Source organism: Bradyrhizobium altum, from assembly GCF_020889705.1.
In the GTDB taxonomy this organism is placed as follows: Bacteria; Pseudomonadota; Alphaproteobacteria; order Rhizobiales; family Xanthobacteraceae; genus Bradyrhizobium; species Bradyrhizobium altum.
Window position 1 is genome coordinate 23,906 of the sequence record NZ_JACMYP010000001.1, and the last position, 19,517, is coordinate 43,422.

At 64.5% G+C, this 19,517-nt stretch carries 17 protein-coding genes and 2 pseudogenes; 12 read left to right on the plus strand and 7 right to left on the minus strand.

Annotated features, from left to right (window positions below; translation table 11 throughout):
* Positions 1-18 precede the first annotated feature (18 nt).
* Positions 19-591, minus strand: a complete 573-nt coding sequence (locus H8B02_RS00075) for a flavin reductase family protein (RefSeq protein ID WP_229163902.1) — start codon at positions 589-591, stop codon at positions 19-21.
* 39 nt (positions 592-630) lie between these two features.
* Positions 631-1,860: an acyl-CoA dehydrogenase family protein gene (locus H8B02_RS00080; RefSeq protein WP_229163903.1), complete on the minus strand. Its 1,230-nt coding sequence runs from the start codon at positions 1,858-1,860 to the stop codon at positions 631-633.
* A 261-nt stretch (positions 1,861-2,121) separates the two neighbouring features.
* On the opposite strand from H8B02_RS00080, the gene H8B02_RS00085 reads away from it, so the two are divergent.
* A complete protein-coding gene (locus tag H8B02_RS00085; protein WP_229163904.1) occupies positions 2,122-3,210 on the plus strand; it encodes an LLM class flavin-dependent oxidoreductase in 1,089 nt (362 codons plus the stop codon).
* 4 nt (positions 3,211-3,214) lie between these two features.
* Here the strand turns inward: H8B02_RS00085 and H8B02_RS48785 are convergent.
* A pseudogene (locus tag H8B02_RS48785) lies at positions 3,215-4,552 on the minus strand (LLM class flavin-dependent oxidoreductase).
* A gap of 314 nt (positions 4,553-4,866) precedes the next feature.
* On the opposite strand from H8B02_RS48785, the gene H8B02_RS00095 reads away from it, so the two are divergent.
* From H8B02_RS00095 to H8B02_RS00115, 5 genes are read left to right on the plus strand one after another with little or no spacing between them, the layout of a single operon-like run.
* Positions 4,867-6,495 carry an FAD-dependent oxidoreductase gene (locus H8B02_RS00095; RefSeq protein ID WP_229163905.1) on the plus strand — a complete coding sequence of 543 codons (1,629 nt, stop codon included), beginning with the start codon at positions 4,867-4,869 and terminating at the stop codon, positions 6,493-6,495.
* Positions 6,492-6,812, plus strand: coding sequence for a 4Fe-4S dicluster domain-containing protein (locus H8B02_RS00100; RefSeq protein WP_229163906.1), 321 nt, complete (start codon positions 6,492-6,494; stop codon positions 6,810-6,812). The genes H8B02_RS00095 and H8B02_RS00100 overlap by 4 nt, the downstream gene beginning before the upstream one ends.
* Before the next feature lie 48 nt (positions 6,813-6,860).
* On the plus strand, positions 6,861-7,985 hold the full coding sequence (locus H8B02_RS00105; protein ID WP_229163907.1) for a methionine ABC transporter ATP-binding protein: 1,125 nt from the start codon (positions 6,861-6,863) through the stop codon (positions 7,983-7,985).
* Entirely contained in the window at positions 7,975-8,640 is a 666-nt protein-coding gene (locus H8B02_RS00110; RefSeq protein WP_092115686.1) for a methionine ABC transporter permease, read from the plus strand. Before H8B02_RS00105 ends, H8B02_RS00110 begins: the two co-directional genes overlap by 11 nt.
* 49 nt (positions 8,641-8,689) lie before the next feature.
* Positions 8,690-9,484: a MetQ/NlpA family ABC transporter substrate-binding protein gene (locus H8B02_RS00115; RefSeq protein WP_376711574.1), complete on the plus strand. Its 795-nt coding sequence runs from the start codon at positions 8,690-8,692 to the stop codon at positions 9,482-9,484.
* A gap of 43 nt (positions 9,485-9,527) precedes the next feature.
* On the opposite strand, the gene H8B02_RS00120 is transcribed toward H8B02_RS00115, so the two are convergent.
* On the minus strand, positions 9,528-10,931 hold the full coding sequence (locus H8B02_RS00120; RefSeq protein WP_229163909.1) for an LLM class flavin-dependent oxidoreductase: 1,404 nt from the start codon (positions 10,929-10,931) through the stop codon (positions 9,528-9,530).
* Between the two features lie 402 nt (positions 10,932-11,333).
* On the opposite strand from H8B02_RS00120, the gene H8B02_RS00125 reads away from it, so the two are divergent.
* Entirely contained in the window at positions 11,334-12,659 is a 1,326-nt protein-coding gene (locus tag H8B02_RS00125) for an O-acetylhomoserine aminocarboxypropyltransferase/cysteine synthase family protein (RefSeq protein ID WP_229163910.1), read from the plus strand.
* 33 nt (positions 12,660-12,692) lie between these two features.
* Complete coding sequence (locus tag H8B02_RS00130) at positions 12,693-13,490, plus strand: MetQ/NlpA family ABC transporter substrate-binding protein (RefSeq protein WP_229163911.1); 798 nt, start codon at positions 12,693-12,695, stop codon at positions 13,488-13,490.
* Here H8B02_RS00130 and H8B02_RS48315 read toward each other — a convergent pair.
* The 3 genes from H8B02_RS48315 to H8B02_RS00140 form a co-directional block, all read right to left on the minus strand.
* Positions 13,487-14,143: an FAD/NAD(P)-binding protein gene (locus H8B02_RS48315; protein ID WP_312000577.1), complete on the minus strand. Its 657-nt coding sequence runs from the start codon at positions 14,141-14,143 to the stop codon at positions 13,487-13,489. The two genes, H8B02_RS00130 and H8B02_RS48315, sit on opposite strands and share 4 nt — an antisense overlap.
* Positions 14,140-14,883: an FAD/NAD(P)-binding protein gene (locus H8B02_RS48320; RefSeq protein ID WP_312000578.1), complete on the minus strand. Its 744-nt coding sequence runs from the start codon at positions 14,881-14,883 to the stop codon at positions 14,140-14,142. Before H8B02_RS48320 ends, H8B02_RS48315 begins: the two co-directional genes overlap by 4 nt.
* Before the next feature lie 816 nt (positions 14,884-15,699).
* Positions 15,700-15,969, minus strand: a complete 270-nt coding sequence (locus H8B02_RS00140; RefSeq protein ID WP_229163912.1) for a hypothetical protein — start codon at positions 15,967-15,969, stop codon at positions 15,700-15,702.
* 128 nt (positions 15,970-16,097) lie between these two features.
* Between H8B02_RS00140 and H8B02_RS00145 the strand changes: the two are divergent.
* The 4 genes and pseudogenes from H8B02_RS00145 to H8B02_RS00160 all read left to right on the plus strand — a co-directional run.
* A pseudogene (locus H8B02_RS00145) lies at positions 16,098-16,376 on the plus strand (helix-turn-helix domain-containing protein); the annotation flags it as partial.
* Between the two features lie 244 nt (positions 16,377-16,620).
* Positions 16,621-17,871 carry an acetyl-CoA C-acetyltransferase gene (locus tag H8B02_RS00150; protein ID WP_229163913.1) on the plus strand — a complete coding sequence of 417 codons (1,251 nt, stop codon included), beginning with the start codon at positions 16,621-16,623 and terminating at the stop codon, positions 17,869-17,871.
* A gap of 18 nt (positions 17,872-17,889) precedes the next feature.
* Positions 17,890-18,672, plus strand: coding sequence for an SDR family NAD(P)-dependent oxidoreductase (locus tag H8B02_RS00155; RefSeq protein WP_028340063.1), 783 nt, complete (start codon positions 17,890-17,892; stop codon positions 18,670-18,672).
* Between the two features lie 24 nt (positions 18,673-18,696).
* Positions 18,697-19,464, plus strand: a complete 768-nt coding sequence (locus H8B02_RS00160) for a crotonase/enoyl-CoA hydratase family protein (RefSeq protein WP_194459953.1) — start codon at positions 18,697-18,699, stop codon at positions 19,462-19,464.
* Positions 19,465-19,517 lie beyond the last annotated feature (53 nt).

A 19,517-nucleotide genomic window follows, 5' to 3' on the forward strand; every position in this document is an offset into this window, starting at 1 on the left:
GGCGTGCCTCTCCTTGTCCTAGCGGACGTAGGCCAGCGGTATACTGACTTCGGCGAGCAGATCGAGGTCAGCCTCGTGATCGATCTGAACATACTGTCCGTTCCGGTAGGTGAGGCCGGACAGGCGGTGCGACACGTCCATGCTGGACAGGCGACCCACGATGATGCCGTGAGAGTGCCGTTCGATGATCTCCTCCACCTGGCATTCGACCGTGGCAAGCGAATGTTCCAGGAGCGGGACGCCGGAAGCACCGGGGGTCCAGGCCGAACCTTCGAAACGCTGCCGGCCTTTCAGGCGGCTGTTGCTGAACCGTTCCGCCAGCGCCTGCTGGTCCGAGCCGAGGATGTTGACGCCGAATAACCGGTGGCGGGCGATCGGCTCAAAAGAGGAGGCCTGCCGGTTGATGCTGACCAGGAGCCGAGGCGGCGAGGCGCTCAGCGATGTCAGCGAGGTGACGGTTATCCCGGTGATGTCATCGCCGCGTCCCGCTGTGATGACGCAAACGCCGCCTGCGAGGCGGCGCATCACCAGCCGAAACTGCAGCTCGATCTCGTGATCCGCATCGACCAAATGGATGTCTGGCTTGCTCATCGGGTCTCTCCCTCTCGTCGCCGCCGGATCTGCTTCCGATCAGAAGAAACCCTTGGCGGGTAGCGGCGTGCCGCTGATCTCATATTGCCCGATCGAGCGGGCCTTGAAGGTGTTCGGGTTGTGCGAGGCCAGGGTCCGCGCGTTGCGCCAGTGGCGGTCGAAATTGGTCGCCTTCTTGGTGGCGGACGCTCCGCCGACATCGAACAGCAGGCTGCCGCTGCGGATCGCGAGCTCATCGGCGACGATCTTGGCTTTTGCCGAGAGCAGCGCGGCCTTGTGCGCGGCGTCGACGGCAGTGGCATCGCCGGCGTCGAATGCATCGGTGGCGGCGTCGAGAGCCTCTGCCGCCGCGAGCACCACGGTCTCGGCCGCAAACGCGCCGCTGGCGATCTGGCCGACGGTCTGCTGCAGCAACGGGTCGTCCGTCGGTATCTCGCTCGGTGCATAATAGAATGTCCGCTTGCGCGATCGCACCAGTTCGGCCGCGTCCTGCAGCACCGCGCGCGCGATGCCGGCGTTGATTGCCGTCAGGAACAGCTGCGCGAACGTGTTGGAGTAGGGAATGCCATAGCCAGCGTCAGGGGCGTCGAACACCACCTCCCGGCGCTTGACGTGCACGTTGCGGAAGTGCGTGGTGCCGGTTGCGGTCAGCCGCTGGCCGAGCCCGTCCCAATCGTCGATCAGCTCGATACCCTCGCGGTTGACCGGGATCAGCACCGCCGCATTGGCGCCTGTCGTATCGGCAGTGCGCACCAGCACATAGTCGGAATAGAGCGTGCCGGTGCTGTAGTATTTGGTGCCGTTAAGCAGATAATCGTCGCCGTCGGCGGTCAGCGTGGTGTTCGGCGTGACATTGCCGACCTTCGGGGTATCGAGTTCGGTGGCCGCGAGCCCGATGATCGCGCCGTCGGCGACGGCCTTCTGCCATTGCCGGTGCTGCTCGTCCCTGGGACGACGCACCAGCCGTTCGACCACGCTGAAGTGGTTGCGCAGGATATGCGCCACGTTGGCGTCGGCCGCGCCGAGCCGGATCACGAGTTCGAACAGCGTGCGGATCGACGCGCCCGCGCCGCCGACATCCGCCGGAAGCCGCAGTGCGCCGAGATGCGTCTTGCGAATGAGATCGACCTCGGCGAATGGCAGGATGCGTTCACGCTCGCGATGAGCTGCCCCCTCGGCGATACGGCTCAGCAGCGCATGGATGTCAGGGGACTGGCTATCCAGGCGATCGGACGGCTGCAGGGAGGTGGCTGATATGGGCTTGTTCATGGATGTCGGCCTGGGATGATGATCTTGCTCAGTTGCGCATTCGACTGCGGTCGAACTGGCATCGTTCAGATGACGCAAACTGTCCCACGATTTTTCGCGAACAGAAATAGAGCGGTATTTCAATTGTCGTGGGATTTGGAGTTTTCTGATTTGTCCGCGCGCGCGGCGCGACAAGGAAAATCTTTTGATGCGACGTTGCTTGATCTCCTGCCGCGTCTTCGTGAAAAAGCGGAGCGACAAGGCGCAATTCGGAGGCCGCCAATGACGATACGACCGCTTCGCTTCGGGATCTGGGCGCTGGTGCACGGTTCGCGCGCCGCCTATCAGGATCCCGAGGAACCCTATGATGCATCATGGGAACGCAATCGCGACCTCGTGGTCGCGGCCGAGGCGCTCGGCTACGACTCCACGCTCATCGCGCAGCACACCATCAATCCGCATCAGGAGGATCTTGATCAGCTCGAAGCCTGGAGCGCCGCCGCCGCACTTGCCGCGCTGACCAGCCGGATCGAGATCATCGCCGCCATCAAGCCCTATCTCTATCATCCGGTCGTGCTGGCGAAGCTAGCGCTCGGGATCGAGAACATCAGTCGCGGCCGCTTCGCGATCAATCTGGTCAATGCCTGGAACCGGCCCGAGTTCGACAAGGCCGGCATCGGTTTTGCGGAGCATGACGCCCGCTATGCCTACGGCCGCGAGTGGATCGCCGTGGTGTCGCGCCTGATGCAGGGCGAGCGGCTGACCTACAAGGGTGAGCATTTCGATGTCAGGGACTATGTGTTGCGGCCGGGCAGCCTCTACCGCCCGCGGCCATTGATCTATGTCGGGGGTGAATCCGAGCCGGCGCGCGCCCTGGTCGCCGATCACGGCGATGTCTGGTTCATCAATGGACAGCCGCTCGACGACGTCGCCGGCCTGATCGCCGACGTGGCCGCCCGGCCGCGAGCCACGGTTCCGCTTCGCTTCGGGCTGTCCGCCTTTGTGATTGCGCGCCAGACCCGGGCTGAGGCCGAGGCGGCCTACCAGCGGCTGCTCGACCTCTCGAAAAAGGATGCGCCGATGAAGGCGATCCAGAAGCAAAACACCGATCCCAAGGCGGTGATGATGCAGACCATGCTGAAATCGGCGCGGGTCGGCAGCAATGGCGGGACGGCCGCGGGTTTGGTCGGGAGCTATGACGAGGTGGCGGCCCGCATCCAGGGCTTCCATGCCGCCGGCATTGAGCTCTTCATGTTGCAGTTCCAGCCGTTCGAGGCCGAGATGGAGCGCTTTGCGAAGGAGATTATCCCGCGCGTTCGTGCGCAATCACCCGCCGGTGACAAGCTCGCACATCCGGCCGGCTCGCGCTGACGCGTCAGGCGCTCGTGGCGGTCGCCGGTTGTCTTGCAAAACGGCTGACCGGCCGCGGCAATCCAAAATGCTCGCGCAGGGTGGTGCCTGCGTAGTCGCGCCGGAACAGCCCCCGTTGCTGCAGGATCGGCACCACGGTGTCGACGAACACGTCCAACCCGGTCGGCAACACGTCCGGCATCAGGTTGAAGCCGTCGGCCGCGCCCGCCTTGAACCAAGCCTCGATGTCGTCGGCAATCTGCTCGGGCGTGCCGACGATGATCCGGTGGCCGACGCCGCCACCGAGCGCGCGCAGCAATTGACGGACGGTGAGATTGCCGCGGCGCGCGATGTTGACCGTTCCCTGAAACATGGTGTGGTTGGCGTTGGCCGGCAGCGGCAGAGGATCGGGCAGGGGCTTGTCGAGATCAAGATTAGCTGGATCGCCCTGCAATGCGCCGGCCAGTCGCGCGAGGCTGTATTCGATCGGAACCAGCTCCCAGAGCTCGTCTTGGCGCCGCTGGCTTCCGCTTCCGTGCTGCCGATGACGGTCGCGAGCCCCGGCAGAATCACGATGGAGCTTCCAGCGCGGCCGTACGCGGCAGCCCTGGCACGCAGATCGCGCGCATAGGCGACGCCTTCGTCGATCGCTTGTACCAGCGTGAACACCGCTTCGGCCTGCGCGGCGGCGAGGTCGCGGCCGTCGGTCGATCCGCCGGCCTGAACGGTGACGGGGCGTCCCTGCGGCGAACGCGGGACGTTGAGTGGACCGGCCACGCTGTAGTGACTGCCGCGATGTCCGATCGGTGGACCTTCGTCGTGTCGACGAAACGCGCCCCTCCTTGTCGCCGATAAAGGCATCGTCTTCCCAGCTGTCCCACAACGCATGGACGACTTCGGCGAACTCCTTGGCCCGGTCGTAGCGCGCCTTGTGCTCAAGCACGGCGGGAAGGCCGAAGTTGCGGCTGGCTGAGGCATCAGCCGTGGTCACCGCATTCCAGCCGGCGCGGCCGCCGCTCGCCAGATCCAGCGTCGCGAAGCGGCGCGCGATGTTGTAGGGCTCGTTATAGGTCGTCGAGGCCGTCGCGATCAGCCCGATATGGCTGGTCGCGGCGGCGACGGTTGCCAGCACGATGGTCGGCTCCAGCGACATGAACGAGCGGTAGTCGATGCGGTCGGTGATGGCGGGCGTGTCGGCCAGGAAGATCGCATCGAGCTTGCCGCGCTCCGCGATCTGGGCGACGCGCACGTAGTGGCCGACGTCGAAACAGGCGCGCGGGTCGCTGTCGGGCAGTCGCCAGGCCGACGCATAGACGCCGGAATGCAGAAGATTGACGTTGAGATGAAGCTGACGATGAAACATGGCGGCCGTATCTGCGATGATGCTTGTCGCTAGATATCGGCATGACACGCGCGGGAGAATGCATCGCGGCCAGGAGCGGGCAAAAAGAAATATCCGTCCCCGCTAGCGCGCCTTGTGTGCAAGCTCGTGTCGCGTTGTCCACCGATGACGCAACATCTCGCATGCGGCGACACGAATCTTCTTTGCGCGGCAACGCAGGTGAAAGCTTCGTCCAACTCTCCGCAAATATCTGAAATTGCCAGTCGGGTTGGCGCGCGCAACGATGTGTCGTGGCGCGCCTTGCGCCGCGACCGATCCGCCTGGAGCTTTCCATCATGCCGAACCCGACTCATCGCGCCGAACGCGTGTCCGCGCCTGAAGGCTCGGTCGCGTTCGAGGCCGACGTCCTGGTGATCGGTGGCGGCCCTGCGGGCACCTGGGCTGCGGTCAGCGCCGCCGAGCGCGGCGCGCGGGTGGTGCTCGCCGACAAGGGATTTTGCGGCACCTCCGGCGCCACGGCCGCGGCGGGAACGGGCGTCTGGTACATTGATCCGGATCCGGCGTTGCGCGAGGTCGCGATGGCCAATCGCGAGAAGATGGGCGGCTATCTCCAGGATCGCCGTTGGATGACACGCGTGCTCGACAGCACCTATCAGCACAGCAATCGCCTGGCCGATTGGGGATATCCCTATCCGGTGGACGGCCGCGGCACGTCGCAGCGCAACTCGCTGCAGGGCCCCGAATACATGCGCATGATGCGCAAGCGCACCAAGCAGGCCGGCGTCACCATTCTCGACCACAGCCCGGCGCTTGAACTGCTCGTCGACGACGACGGGGCTGTCGCCGGCGCCAGTGGCGTGCGCCGGCAGAAGCAGGATCGCTGGACGGTGCGGGCCAAGGCGGTCGTGCTCGCCACCGGCGGCTGTGCATTCCTCAGCAAGACGCTCGGATCGAATGTGCTGACCGGCGACGGCTATCTGATGGCCGCGGAGGTCGGTGCCGAATTCAGCAGCATGGAGTTCTCCAACCCGTACGCGATCTCACCGGCGTTCGGCTCGGTGACCAAGACGTTGTTCTACGGCTGGGCCAGCTTCACCTATGACGACGGCAGCGTGGTGCCCGGCGCGGCGTCGAAGGGCGGGCGATCGGCGATTGCGCGTGCCCTGCTCGAGGGCCCGGTCTATGCCCGGCTGGACAAGGCGGATGACGATGTCCGGCATCATATGCGCGTATCGCAGCCGAATTTCTTCCTGCCGTTCGATCGCACCGGTATCGATCCCTTCAAGGACCGCTTTCCCGTGACGTTGCGGCTGGAGGGGACCGTCAGGGGGACCGGCGGCCTTCGTATCGTTGACGACAGTTGCGCCACCAGCGTGCCGGGGCTCTATGCTGCCGGCGACGCGGCGACGCGCGAATTGATCTGCGGTGGCTTCACCGGTGGTGGCAGCCACAATGCCGCCTGGGCGATGTCGTCGGGGGCTTGGGCCGGGCAGGGCGCCGCTGACTATGCCGCTCAGGTCGGACCAGCTGCCAAGCGTAAATTGTCGTCCGCGGGCGCCGTGGCGTTTCGAAGCCGGCCGGGCCGTGCATTCGCGCCGGCCGCGCTGACGAGGGCGGTTCAGGCTGAGGTCTTCCCGTACGAGCTGAACTACTTCCGCGAGGCATCGCGCTTGCAGGGCGCGCTCGGGCGTCTCGACGCGGCGTGGCGCGACGTGTCGGAAGCGGACGCCGCCGACAGATCCGAGATCGTGCGGGCGCGCGAGGCCGCGGCAATGTTGGCGACCGCGCGGTGGATGTACCGCAGCGCGCTCGCCCGTCAGGAAAGCCGCGGCATGCATCGCCGCGACGACTTCCCCGATCAGGACAGCCGGCAGCGGCATTATGTGACGACCGGCGGCCTCGACGAGATCTGGACCTCGGCCCGGCCTCATGCCGAGGCCAGCTATGCGGAGGCTGCGGAGTGATCGAGGTTGTCGACGGCGAGCGCTGTACGTCCTGCGATATCTGTGTCAACGTTTGCCCCACCAACGTGTTTGACAAGACGGACGGAATTCCGGTAATCGCCCGGCAAGGCGATTGCCAGACCTGCTTCCTCTGCGAGCTCTATTGTCCCGAGGATGCGCTCTATGTTTCGCCCTTTGCGGATCAGGCGCAGCCGATCGACATCGTTGCGCTCAAGCAAACGGACAGCATGGGCAGCTACCGCCGGGCCGTGGGCTGGACCGATGAGACCAGCGATCGCCGCAGTGTCGACCGCAGCTATTTGCTCTTTGGTCATTGAGGCGCGGCTGCGCGCGTGGCGACCAAAGCGACCTTATGGACTGACTGAATGAACGTGCATCAATCCCTGACGGCAGCGGAACCTGTCGAAACGCTGTCGCCATTGGCGCAGCCGCCGACCACGGCCGATGCCATGGTCCGGTTCGAGCGGGTCTCGAAAGCCTACCCGGCGTACCGCGACAAGCCGAGCGTGCAGGCGCTGAAGGACATCGACTTCGCAATTCCGCGTGGCTCGATCACCGGTGTGATCGGGCGTTCCGGTGCCGGCAAGTCCAGCCTGGTGCGGCTGATCAACGGGCTGGAGAAACCATCGACCGGTCGTGTCGTCGTTGACGGCCGCGATATCTCCGGACTTTCGGGGCGTGATCTGCGCCTGGCGCAGCGCTCGATCGGCATGATCTTTCAGCATTTCAATCTGCTCTCGTCGCGCACGGCCGCCGACAATGTCGCGCTGCCGCTCGAGATTGCGGGCTGGTCGAGGCGCGATATTGCGCTCCGCGTCGCGGAGCTGCTCGATCTCGTCGGCATCGCGGACAAATATGATCGCTACCCGTCCGAGTTGTCGGGCGGCCAGAAGCAGCGCATCGGCATCGCCCGCGCGCTGGCGACGCGGCCGAACGTCCTGCTGTCGGACGAGGCGACGTCGGCGCTCGATCCGCAAACAACCCGTTCGATCCTCGATCTGCTCGCCAATATCAATCGCGAGCTTGGCGTCACCATCGTTCTGATCACCCACGAAATGTCGGTGGTGCGTCAGCTCGCCAAGGAAGTCGTGGTGATCGACGGCGGTCATATCGTCGAGCGTGGTCACGTCGCCGACATCTTCACGCATCCCGCGCATCCGGTCACGCAGGCCTTCCTCTCCGAGGTGATCGGCGACAGCGTTCCGGTGTCGCTTGCAAGCCGCTTGCAGCCACAGCCGGTTGCCGGTGGTCACGCCGTCATTCGCATCCAGGTTCGTGGTGCCGACGCCGGCGACACCATCGTCGGCCGCCTTGCGCGCGAGCTCTCGATCGACGTCGCGCTGCTGTCGGCCCGGATCGATGAGATCGGCGGTCAACATGTCGGCTCGTTGTCGCTGGGTATTCCCGGCGGCGAGGCCGCCGCCGACAAGGCAGCGTCATATCTCTCCCAGAACAACCTCCCGGTGGAACGTCTCGGCTATGTCGCGTGAGCTCATCAACCTGATCGTTCAGGCCACCGGCGAGAGCCTGTTCATGGTGTCGATCGCTGCATTGATCGCCACGGCGTTCGGACTTCCGATCGGCGTCTTCCTGGCCACCAGCCGCAAGGGGGAGTTGTTCGCGGCGCCGGCGGTCAACAGCGTGCTGGGCATCATCGTCAATGCGACACGCTCGACGCCGTTCATCATCCTCGTGGTTGCCATCATTCCGTTCACGCGTCTGATCGCGGGCACCTCTATCGGCTCGGGCGCGGCGATCGTGCCGTTGACCATCGCCGCGATGCCATTCATCGCACGATTGGTCGAGGCGGCGATCCGTGAGGTCGATGCCGGGTTGATCGAGACCGCATCGTCGTTTGGCGCCAGCCCTCTGCAAATCGTGCTCAAGGTCCTTATTCCGGAAGCGCTGCCCGGCCTGGTGCTTGCGCTGACACTCGCGGTCGTCAGCCTGCTCGGCTATTCGGCGATGGTCGGAGCGGTCGGCGGCGGCGGGCTGGGCGACCTCGGCATCCGGTACGGCTACCAGCGTTTCATGCCCGAAATGATGCTCGCGGTCGTCGTCGTCCTGATCGCGCTGGTGCAGACGGTGCAGACGGCCGGCGACTATCTCGCCCGCCGCGTCAACCGCCGCCTGCGCCATCGCTGAGACCGGCCACGATCTCTTCGGCGCCCTTTTCGCAATACTGACAATTCCTGTGGAGACCCAAATGTCCCTTCGTTCCATTGTTGCGTTTGCCAGCGTGCTCACGCTCTGGTCGGCCTCTGTCGCGGCGGAGACCATCAAGATCGGCGTGACGCCCGGGCCGCATGCGCAAATCCTCGAGGCCGTGAAGCCGATCGCGGTAAAGAATGGGCTCGATATCCAGCTGGTCGAGTTCTCCGACTATGTGGTGCCGAACGCAGCGCTCGACGCCGGCGATATCCAGGCCAATTCGTTCCAGAACCAGCCTTATCTGGGCAACCAGAAGGCCGATCGCGGTTACAAGATCGAGGCGGTGGGGTTGACGGTCAACTTCCCGATCGGCGTCTATTCCAAGAAGCACAAGAGCTGGGCGGACATTCCGGACGGCGGCAAGATATCGATCCCGAATGACCCCACCAATGGCGGCCGGGCCTTGCTGCTGCTGCGCGACAAGGGTGCGATCAAGTTGAAGGACGGCGTCGGGTTCAGCCCGACAGTCCTGGATGTCACCGACAATCCGAAGAAGCTCAAATTCGTCGAGGTCGATGCGGCCCAGGCGCCTCGTGCGCTCGACGATGTTGATGCCGCAGTGATCAACACGAACTATGCGACCCAGGCCGGCCTCGATCCGGTCAAGGATCCGATCCTGCGCGAGGATCCGAAGGGACCTTACGTCAACCTGATCGCGGTTCGCGCTGTGGACAAGGACAAGCCGTGGGTCAAGATCCTCGTGGACAGCTATCACACGGCTGAGGTCAAGGAGTTTGTCCTGACCAAGTTCAAGGGCGCCGTGCTGCCGAGCTGGTAGCCGCGGCCGGCGAAGACCCGCGGGCCGGAGTCACGCCACAGCCCTATTCGGCGGCATCGGAGCGGACTGCGTTCGAGCGCAAGTGCCGGTAACCCGCGCCGGGATGCGTGGCGTGAAGGCGCGGCCCGTGCTCGGGGAACAGCTTTTCCCGCAATGTGCCTTCGCGATAGGCCGTTTTGTACACGCCGCGCGATTGCAGTTCCGGCACCACGAGGTCGACAAAGGCGTCGAGCGATTCGGGCGCGACGAGGCGGAACAGGTTGAAACCGTCGACGTCAGTGTCTTCCGCCCAAGCGGTCAGCTCGTCCGCGACATCCTGGGGCGAGCCGACCACGAAGGGGGATCGTGCACCGACGCGGCTCAGTGTCGCAAGATCGCCGACCTTGACCGGGCGGTCGCTATGCAGGGTGAAGTTCTCCACCATCGACTGGATCGCGTTGCTCTCGACATATTGCACCGCCTGATCGGGGCGATAGGTCGAGAAGTCGATGCCGGTCCAGCCCGAGAGCAGAGCGAGCTGCCCGGTCTGGTCGACATGTGCGGCATAGTCCGCGAGCAGGTCTTCGGCTTCTGCCCGGGTCGGCGCGACGATCACGGTCGCGCCGGCGAAGAGGCGGATATCATAGGGATCGCGCCCGAACTCCTTCGCGGCGCTCCTGATGTCGCGGACCGCATGGGCGAGAATTGGCCTGGTCTGCCCGTTGAGGAAGATTGCCTCGGCGTGCCGTGCCGCGAAGGCGCGGCCGCGCTTCGAGGTGCCCGCCTGATAGAGCAGCGGCGTGCGTTGCGGGGAGGGCTCCGCGAGATGGATGCCGTCGACCTTGTAGTGAGGCCCTTCATGATGGACGGGATGGATTTTGGAGGGATCGGTGAAGATGCGAGCCGCGCGGTCCCGCCGCACCGCGTCGTCCTCCCAACTGCCTTCCCATAATTTATAGCTCGCAGCGAGGAACTCTTCGGCTGCCTCATAGCGTTCGTCATGGGCGCGGTTCGCGTCGAGGCCCATGCCGCGGGCGCCGCTGTCGAGATAGCCGGTCACGATATTCCAGCCGATTCGCCCGTTGGTGAGATGATCGAGCGTCGAGAAGCGTCGCGCGAGCTGGTAAGGGTGTTCATAGGTGAGGTTGGACGTGATGCCGAAACCGAGATGCCTGGTAACGAGCGCCATGGCGGAGACCAGCAAGGTCGGCTCTGCATTCGGCAATTGAACGGCGTGACGGAGCGCGGTGTCCGGATTGCTGCCGTAGACGTCATAGATGCCGAACACGTCAGCCAGGAAGATGCCGTCGAGCAGTCCTCGCTCGGCGGTCTTCGCATAATTGACCCAGTAATCGAGCGAGTTGTAGTCGAGCGAGGTGTCGCGTGGATGCGACCACAGGCCGGCCCAGTTGTGGCTAGGCGCCATCATGTTGAACGCGTTGAAGCGAAGCTCTCTCGATTTTGTCATCGACCTGTTCCGACCGTGATCGTGTCGGGATAACGTAACAGTTTGGCTGCGCGACTTTGTTTTCTATTCGAGCGGTCTGCGCAAAAATCCTGCTGCAGCGGAATTCTCTGACAGCAAGTTACGCTCATTGATGCTCGCGGGCGGGTTGGACGCGTTCACGCAGTTCGGGCCGCGAGCTATCACCGCACTGTGTGATCCGCGATCTCACGCGCCGGCACTCGCCGCCGGCACACGAAACAAATGCGTCGTGCCGGATGTTCTGTCTGAAAAATTCAGGATGTCGTGCCGCGGGACGTCAGCACGTCCATCGCTATTTTCCCGGACATCTCGACACGAGCAAAGTCGCTGCGCATCATTTCGCGACTTGCAGCGCTTGGTTCACCGATCCCAGGAGAGTTCGAAATGCCGGTCGACACGAAGAATCTCGAGACGCTCGCCCTGCATGGCGGGTCCTACCGGTCCGATCCCGCGACCGGTGCGGTGGCGGTGCCGATCTATCAGACCACCTCGTTCCAGTTCGAGAACACCGACCATGCCTCGCGGCTGTTCGCGCTGGAAGCGATCGGGCAGATCTACACGAGGATCAAGAACCCGACGGCGGACGCCTTCGAGGAACGGCTGGCGGCGCTGGAAGGCGGCGTCGGCGCGCTCGCCGTGGCGTCGGGCCAGACCGCCTCGGCCTTTGCCATCTTCAACATCGCCCAGGCCGGCGACAACATCGTTTCTTCGACCGATCTCTATGGCGGCACCTGGACGCTGCTGTCGCAAACCTTGAAGCAGTTCGGCATCGGGGTGCGGTTCGTCGATCCGGCCGATCCCGAGAATTTCCGTCGTGCCACTGACGCGAAGACCCGCGCCTATTTTGCCGAAACTCTGCCCAATCCCAAGCTCAACGTGTTCCCGATCAGGGAAGTGGCCGATATCGGCCGCTCGGTCGGCGTGCCGCTGATCCTCGACAACACGGCTGTGCCGTTGATCGCACGTCCGTTCGAGCATGGTGCCGCGATCGTCGTCTATTCGACGACGAAGTATATCGGCGGCCACGGCACGTCGATCGGCGGCGCGATCGTCGACGGCGGCAATTTCGACTGGGCGGTGCATGCCGAGCGCTTTCCGCTGCTGACGCAGCCGGACGCCGCCTATCACGGTGCGATCTGGACGGAGGCGGCCAAGCCGCTCGGTCCGATCGCCTACATCCTGCGGGCGCGCGTCAAGCTGTTGCGCGATCTCGGCGCTGCGATCGCGCCGCAAAATGCCTTCCAGTTCATCCAGGGGCTCGAGACACTGCCGCTGCGGCTTCGCCAGCACAACGAGAATGCCGTCAAGGTGGCCGACTTCCTGGCCAGGCACCCCGCCGTCTCCCATGTGATTTTCCCGGGATTGCAGGACGGCGAGAATCGCCGCCGCGCCGACACCTACTTGAAGGGCGGCTATGGCGCGCTGGTAGGCTTCGAGCTGAAGGGGGGTGTAGAGGCCGGTCGCCGCTTCATCGACGCGCTGAAGCTGTTCTATCATGTCGCCAATATCGGCGATGCGCGGTCGCTGGCGATTCATCCGGCCTCGACCACCCACCAGCAGCTTACCGGCGAGGAGCAAATCGCGGCCGGCGTCACGCCCGGCTATGTGCGGCTTTCGATCGGGATCGAGCACCCTGACGACATCATCGCCGACCTCGTTCAGGCATTGGCCCAGGCCGAGGCAGGCAGCAGCGCCCGCAAAGCGGCGTGATCGCACTTGGTAAATCAACACAGGATTGAGATGATGAAGACATTGTTGCGCCTGGCGCAAGCGGCAGGCGTTGTCCTTGCCCTGACGGCGAGCGCCGTCGCCGACGAACCCCTCAAGATCGCGACCAGCGCCGGTCCGGTCGGCCAACTCGCAGCGTTCGCTGCCAAACTGGCCAAGGACAAAGGGCAGGACGTCAAGGTCATCGAGCTGTCCGATTGGGTCGCCTTGAACGAGGTGGTCAACAGCGGTGACGTCGACGCCAACCTGTTCCAGCACGGCACGTACCTTGCGATCCAGAACAAGCAGGGCGGTTTCAATCTGGTTCAGGTCGACAAGGTCGGCGTGATCGCGCCGGTCGGGCTGTTCTCGAAGAAGATCAAGTCACTCGACGAGATCAAGCCCGGCGACAGCGTCGCGATCCCGAACGAGCCGCTCAACGGCGCACGTGGATTGATCCTGCTCGAGCGGGCCGGCCTGATCAAGCTGACGCCGGGCAAGGGCTTCGCGGTGAGTCGGTTCGACATCATCGAGAACCCCAAAAATCTGAAGATCGTCGAGCTCGATCCGGCGCAGACCTATCGCTCGCTCGACGACGTTACGCTTGCACTCGTCAACATCACCTATCTGATCCCGGCGGGCGGCGATCCGAAATCGGCGCTGCTGATCGATCGCACGGTGGATGACGGGCTGGTGCTGCGCTTCACGGCGCGGCCGGACAAGAAGGACGATCCGCGCCTCAAGGCCTTCATCCAGGTCTTCGACTCGCCTGAGGTGAAGCAATTCATCGAGGACAACCTGCCGGCGTTCATTCCGGCCGGCTTCAGCAGCTAAACGCGCGTCAGTTCACGGCGGAGCGGGTGCTGCCCTGTTTCTTCAGTGCGGGAGAGCAGGGCAGCGAGTTCGGCGCATTGATTGCGGATGTCGGGAATCGCGATGATCTCCCAGAACGCCGCGCGGGTCAGCGGGCCCACCGCGAACAGGCGGCGCGATGGGACGCCTTCACGATCGACGATCGCGCAATCGGGATCGGTCTCGATGCCGATGCAGAGCGGATCGACGCAGGCGAGGCCCCGTTGAAACAGGCTGCGCACGGCCGGATTGGGCGTCGCACGCGGATCCTTCACGATGCCGGTGCAGTCGACGACGGTGCCGACTTGCAGCTGCCTGGTTTCGGCGTCCCCGCGCAGGCGATATGCGACCGCAGCGTCGGCGCCGTTCGGTTCGATTCGAACCACCTTTGCCGCAATCAGGCTGAGCTGTCCGTCATAGAGTGCCCCGGTGATGCGGGCCTCGACTTCCGGCGCCATCCGGTGCCTATGCACATCCCACCAGGCTCGCGCATGCTCGAGAAAGCGGCGCTTCGACGTCAGCGGGAGCTCACGCCATAGCCGTTGAGTGTAGGGCCGAAGCCCGTCGATCACACCACGCCGGTCGCCGCCCTCGGCGGCATGCCGCTCGACACGCGCGCGGAGCCAACGCGTCAATTGACTGACGCTGGCACCGAACGGAACGTCGGTCTCGGCGATACGAACGGGATCGACCCGGCGATGTGGCTTGGCGAGCAGGCCGCGTCGCGACATCGCAATGATCGGCCCGCGGTGTCCATCACGCAGCAACGAGAGGACGTAATCGACCATCTGAGTCCGGTGCCGAGGATCAGGACGGTCGCGTCGGCATCGAGGGGAGCGGCCGACGGCGGCGTCCAGGGATCCGCGCGCTCCGGGTTGCTTGCGCGCATGTCGTGCCCGGTAGCAAGCACGATGGTATCACCCGCAAGGCAGCGGCCCTCGTCCAGCGTGGCGATAGCCTTGTCCGAATCCTCGCTGACGTCGACGCAGGTGCCGCGCACGATCGTGAGACGATGCCTGTCCGCACGATCGGACGCACCTTGCTCAAGCAGGCTGGCGATGTAATCGCCGTAGACCCGCCGGGGAACAAAGCAATAGGGATCAGGACAGAGCGGCACTTCGTCCTGGCGTGACACCAGCCAACGCCAGAAATGATCCGGCTGGTCCGGTAGCGCGCTCATATTCGCAGCGCGCACGTTGAGCAGATGATCGGGATTTCCGGTGTGGTAAGCGATGCCGCGGCCGATATCCGGACGCTGCTCGATCAACGTGACGCGGAGATCGCAAGATGACTGATGCAGCAATTGATACGCCAGCAAGACGCCGCTGGCGCCTCCGCCAACGATGATGACATGCCGTCCAGCGCTATCAGTCATGCTGTCCTCGACCGACCAGTCGTTGCACGAGACGTGCACGGCCAAGGATCAATGTTCGGAAACGCGGACAGGCGGCCACGCGAGAATCCTGGCCGCATGTGTCTTCGGCAAGTGTCTTGGGTCAGCCGAAACCGCCGCGCGACAGTGCCCGGTCGGCTCAACTAGCCATGCGGCCCGAACAGGAAGAGCTCGTGTAGATCACGCTGTCCATCGGGATGCGCGGCGCGGGCGAGCTTCCTGCGCCACCGCTGCAGTTGTCGGGTCATGCGACCGAGGGTGTGAAGCCAAGAGGATGCGAGACGCGTAAAACCTCCGTCGAATAGTCTTCGCTGTAAAATAGCACGTCCTGGCCCAGCTCGAACGCGAACCATGAGCAACCCGTCCAGTTTGCAATCAATGAGTCGAACCATGCCGGTTCTATGGAACGGTCATCTCGTCCGTCGAACTGACAATGGAAATTCATTCTCGGAGCGATCGCCGATCGGCGATGACATTTCGAGATCTCAGTGGTGCTTGCGGAGCGAGAGCCGCGTGAGCGCGCGCCATACCGAACGACGAAAGCTGATGTGCAACTAAGAAACCGCATGCCCCGTCGCTGCGTCTCGGCGCTTGCGGGTGGGCTCTCGTGTCGCGCATTTCGTTTGATCACCGTCCAGCATCGGTCTGACGGTCGTCATGACGGATCGGCAGCTACTGCCCGACAAGCCGGCCCCGGGCGGCTTGAGCGATGCTTGAGGTACGACCCGGGCGCGGGGCGCCCTGCGGCGAGGACGGTTGACAGGGGGGAGCGCCCACTTTAATCACCTGACTAATTAATCAATTAATTAAGGTCTGAAACCCTAGGGAAAGAATCCGCCTGATGCTGGCCGGCGTCGCTATCCGAAGCTGCTTGCCCCGCGCGGTCGCGGCTTCACCGGGCTGGACGGCCAGGCGCCCATCGGCGCCAAGCAGACCGGCCTCGAACAGACGGGGAATGGCCTTGTCCGGCATGCCGAATTCGTTGCCGCGCGGCCATGGCACAGCGCCGGCTCGATCATCATGGTCGCCGACACGGCGTGCGCCGATCGCTGCCGTCAGATCCTGCATGCAGGTCCGTTCACGCGTGCACCGCTCGGCGTTGCGCGCTCGACAGCGATGTCGCGGACCGGCGCGTCCTGCCCGAACCAGGGTGGGTTTCATTCACCCGTATGACAATGAGGAGTGAGGCGTAAACGATGGGACGTCGATCTGAGGTACTGATGGCGCAAGACACCGCCGGCACGGACAACCGGCGCGTGATACAGGTGGTATCGCGCGCATTCGACATCGTGCGTTGCTTCGAAGGTCGAAGCATACGCCTGGGCAATCGCGAAATCGCCGATCGCTGCGGTCTTCCCCGATCGACGGTCTCCCGTCTCACCTTGACCCTCACCCAGATCGGCCAGTTGATCTACCTGCCGCAAGAGCAGAAATATGCTCTCGGTCCGCACGCGGCCGCGCCCAGCGTCCCGCTGTTTGTGGAGGGGGGCGACAAGCCCGTCTGCGGCGACGAGCGTGAGCGCGTAACGGCGCAACCGTCCATGCTGATCAACTCGCGCTTCGAGTACTTTGAAGATCAGCGCAAGCCGGTTGCCGCGCCGCTTTCGGTCACGCCACACCGCTGACGCCTCGGCTTGTTCCGGGGCAGAAGACACGAAACGGTCGGGACCATTCGGCGCGAGCTCACAGTCAAGAAACATCCAAAGTAGAGGGAAACGCATGTCTGAAGCATATATCATTGACGCGGTCCGCACGCCGCGTGGCATCGGCAAGCCGGGCAAGGGTGCGCTGTCGCACCTGCATCCGCAGCAACTGGCGGCAACGGTGCTCGGCGCGATCAAGGAGCGCAACAAGCTCGATACGTCGACTGTCGATGACATCATCTGGTCGACCTCGACCCAGGAAGGCAAGCAGGGCGGCGATCTCGGACGCATGTCGGCGCTCGCGGCCGGCTACGACATCAACGCCAGCGGCACGACGCTGGATCGCTTCTGCGGCGGCGGCATCACGTCGGTGAACCTCGCGGCAGCTTCGGTGATGTCGGGGATGGAGGATTGCGTCATCGCCGGCGGTACCGAGATGATGAGCTATCAGCAGACCCTCGCAGCCGAGCGTTCCAAGGCGGGACAGCCGGCGCGGATGATGGGTTCGGGCAATCCGGCGCTTGACGAGATTCACCCGCAGTCGCACCAGGGCGTGTGCGGCGACGCCATCGCCACGCGCGAGGGGATTAGCCGGGAAGCCTGCGATGCGCTGGCGCTGGTCAGCCAGCAGCGCGCCAAGCGGGCGATCGATGAAGGTCGTTTCGCCAAATCGGTGATCCCGGTGCTCAACGACGACGGCAGCGTCGCCCTCGGTCGTGAGGAATTCCCGCGCCCCGAGACCACGGCCGAAGGCCTTGCTTCGCTGAAGCCGAGCTTCGAGCAGCTCGCCGATTTCGATCTCGGCAACGGTGTGACCTTCAAGAAGCAGATCCGGCGCCGCTACCCGGACCTCGAGTGGAAGGGCGTGCATCATGCCGGTAACAGCTCGGGCGTGGTGGACGGCGCCGCCGCGGTGCTCATCACGTCGAAGCAATATGCCGAGAAGCACGGCCTCAAGCCGCGCGGCCGGATCGTCGCCTACGCCAATCAGGGTGATGATCCGACGCTGATGCTCAACGCGCCGGTTCCGGCGGCCAAGAAGGTTCTCGCCAAGGCCGGCCTGACCAAGAACGACATCGACGTCTGGGAGATCAACGAGGCCTTCGCGGTCGTTGCCGAGAAATTCATCCGCGACCTCGAGCTGGATCGCGAGAAGGTCAACATCAATGGCGGCTCGATCGCGCTCGGCCACCCGATCGGCGCGACCGGATCGATCCTGATCGGCACGGCGCTCGACGAGCTCGAGCGCAGCGGCGGACGTTATGGTCTCGTCACCATGTGTGCCGCCGGCGGAATGGCGCCGGCCATCATCATCGAACGCATCTGATCGCGAAAGGATATTGCCATGAAACTCGATTCATCGGTCGCCGCCGTCGTCACCGGCGGCGCTTCCGGCCTCGGCGCGGCCACCTCGCGGGCACTCGCTGCGCAAGGTGTGAAGGTCGCGATCTTCGACTTCAACGAAGAGAAGGGTGAAGCCATCGCCAAGGAAATTGGCGGTGTGTTCTGCAAGGTCGACGTCACCTCCGACGAGCAGGTCGATGCGGGCTTCGCCAAGGCCCGCGCGGCGCACGGCCAGGAGCGCATCCTGGTGAACTGCGCAGGCACCGGCAACGCGGTGAAGACCGCCGGCCGGGACAAGAAGACCGGCGAGCCCACCCACTTCCCGATCGACGCCTTCAACCGCATCATCCAGATCAACCTCGTCGGCACCTTCCGCTGCATCGCCAAGTCGGCGCAGGGCATGCTGTCGCTGTCCCCGCTGGAGCACGGCGAGCGCGGCGCGGTCGTGAACACGGCGTCGGTTGCGGCCGAGGACGGCCAGATGGGACAGGCGGCCTATTCGGCGTCGAAGGCCGGCGTCGTCGGCATGACCCTGCCGATCGCGCGCGACCTGATGGCCGAGGGCATCCGCGTCAACACCATCCTGCCGGGCATCTTCAACACCCCGCTGCTGCAGGGCGCCCCGGAGAACGTCAAGGCCGCGCTCAGCGCGTCGGTGCCGTTCCCGAAACGTCTTGGCATGCCGGAGGAATATGCGCAGCTGGCGCTGACCATGATCACCAACGGCTACTTCAACGGTGAAGACGTTCGCCTCGATGGCGCCATCCGTATGGCTCCGCGCTAAGCACGGCAACAGGAGACGAAAGCGATGTCCGAAGAAACTCCGGTCCTCACTGAAGTCCGCGGACCCATACTGATCATCACGCTGAACCGGCCGGAAGCCAAGAACGCGGCCAACCTCGCCCTCTCCAAGGGCGTGGCCGCAGCGATCGACCGGCTCGACGCCGACGATGCCCTTAGCGTCGGCATCATCACCGGCGCCGGCGGCACATTCTGCTCGGGCATGGACCTCAAGGGGTTCCTGAAGGGCGAGCGGCCGTCGATCCCCGGCCGCGGCTTCGCCGGCCTTACCGAGGCGCCGCCGAAGAAGCCGTTGATTGCGGCCGTCGACGGCTACGCGCTCGCCGGCGGGATGGAGATCGCGCTGTCATGCGACATGATCGTCGCCAACCGCAACGCCAAGTTCGGAATCCCCGAGGTGAAGCGCGGGCTGGCTGCTGCGGCCGGCGGGCTGATCCGCATGCCGCGCCAGATGCCGTTCCGCGTGGCGATGGAGTTCGCATTGACGGGCGAGTTCTTCGGCGCACAGCGCGCCTACGAGCTCGGCATCATCAATCGCGTGACCGATGGTCCGGCCCTCGACGCCGCGCTCGAGCTTGCAGCCGCGATCGGTGCCAATGGCCCGCTCGCCGTCAAGGCATCCAAGCAGGTGATCGTCGAATCCCGGCTCTGGCCGGAAGACCAGATGTGGAAGAAGCAGCAGGAGATCGTCGGTCCCGTCTTCGTGTCCGAGGATGCCCGCGAGGGCGCGGCTGCCTTCGCAGAAAAACGCGCGCCGAACTGGAAGGGCAAGTAAGGCGTCGCCTGTTTCAATGACGGAGCGCCGGTTTTGATTGAAGCAGAACCGGC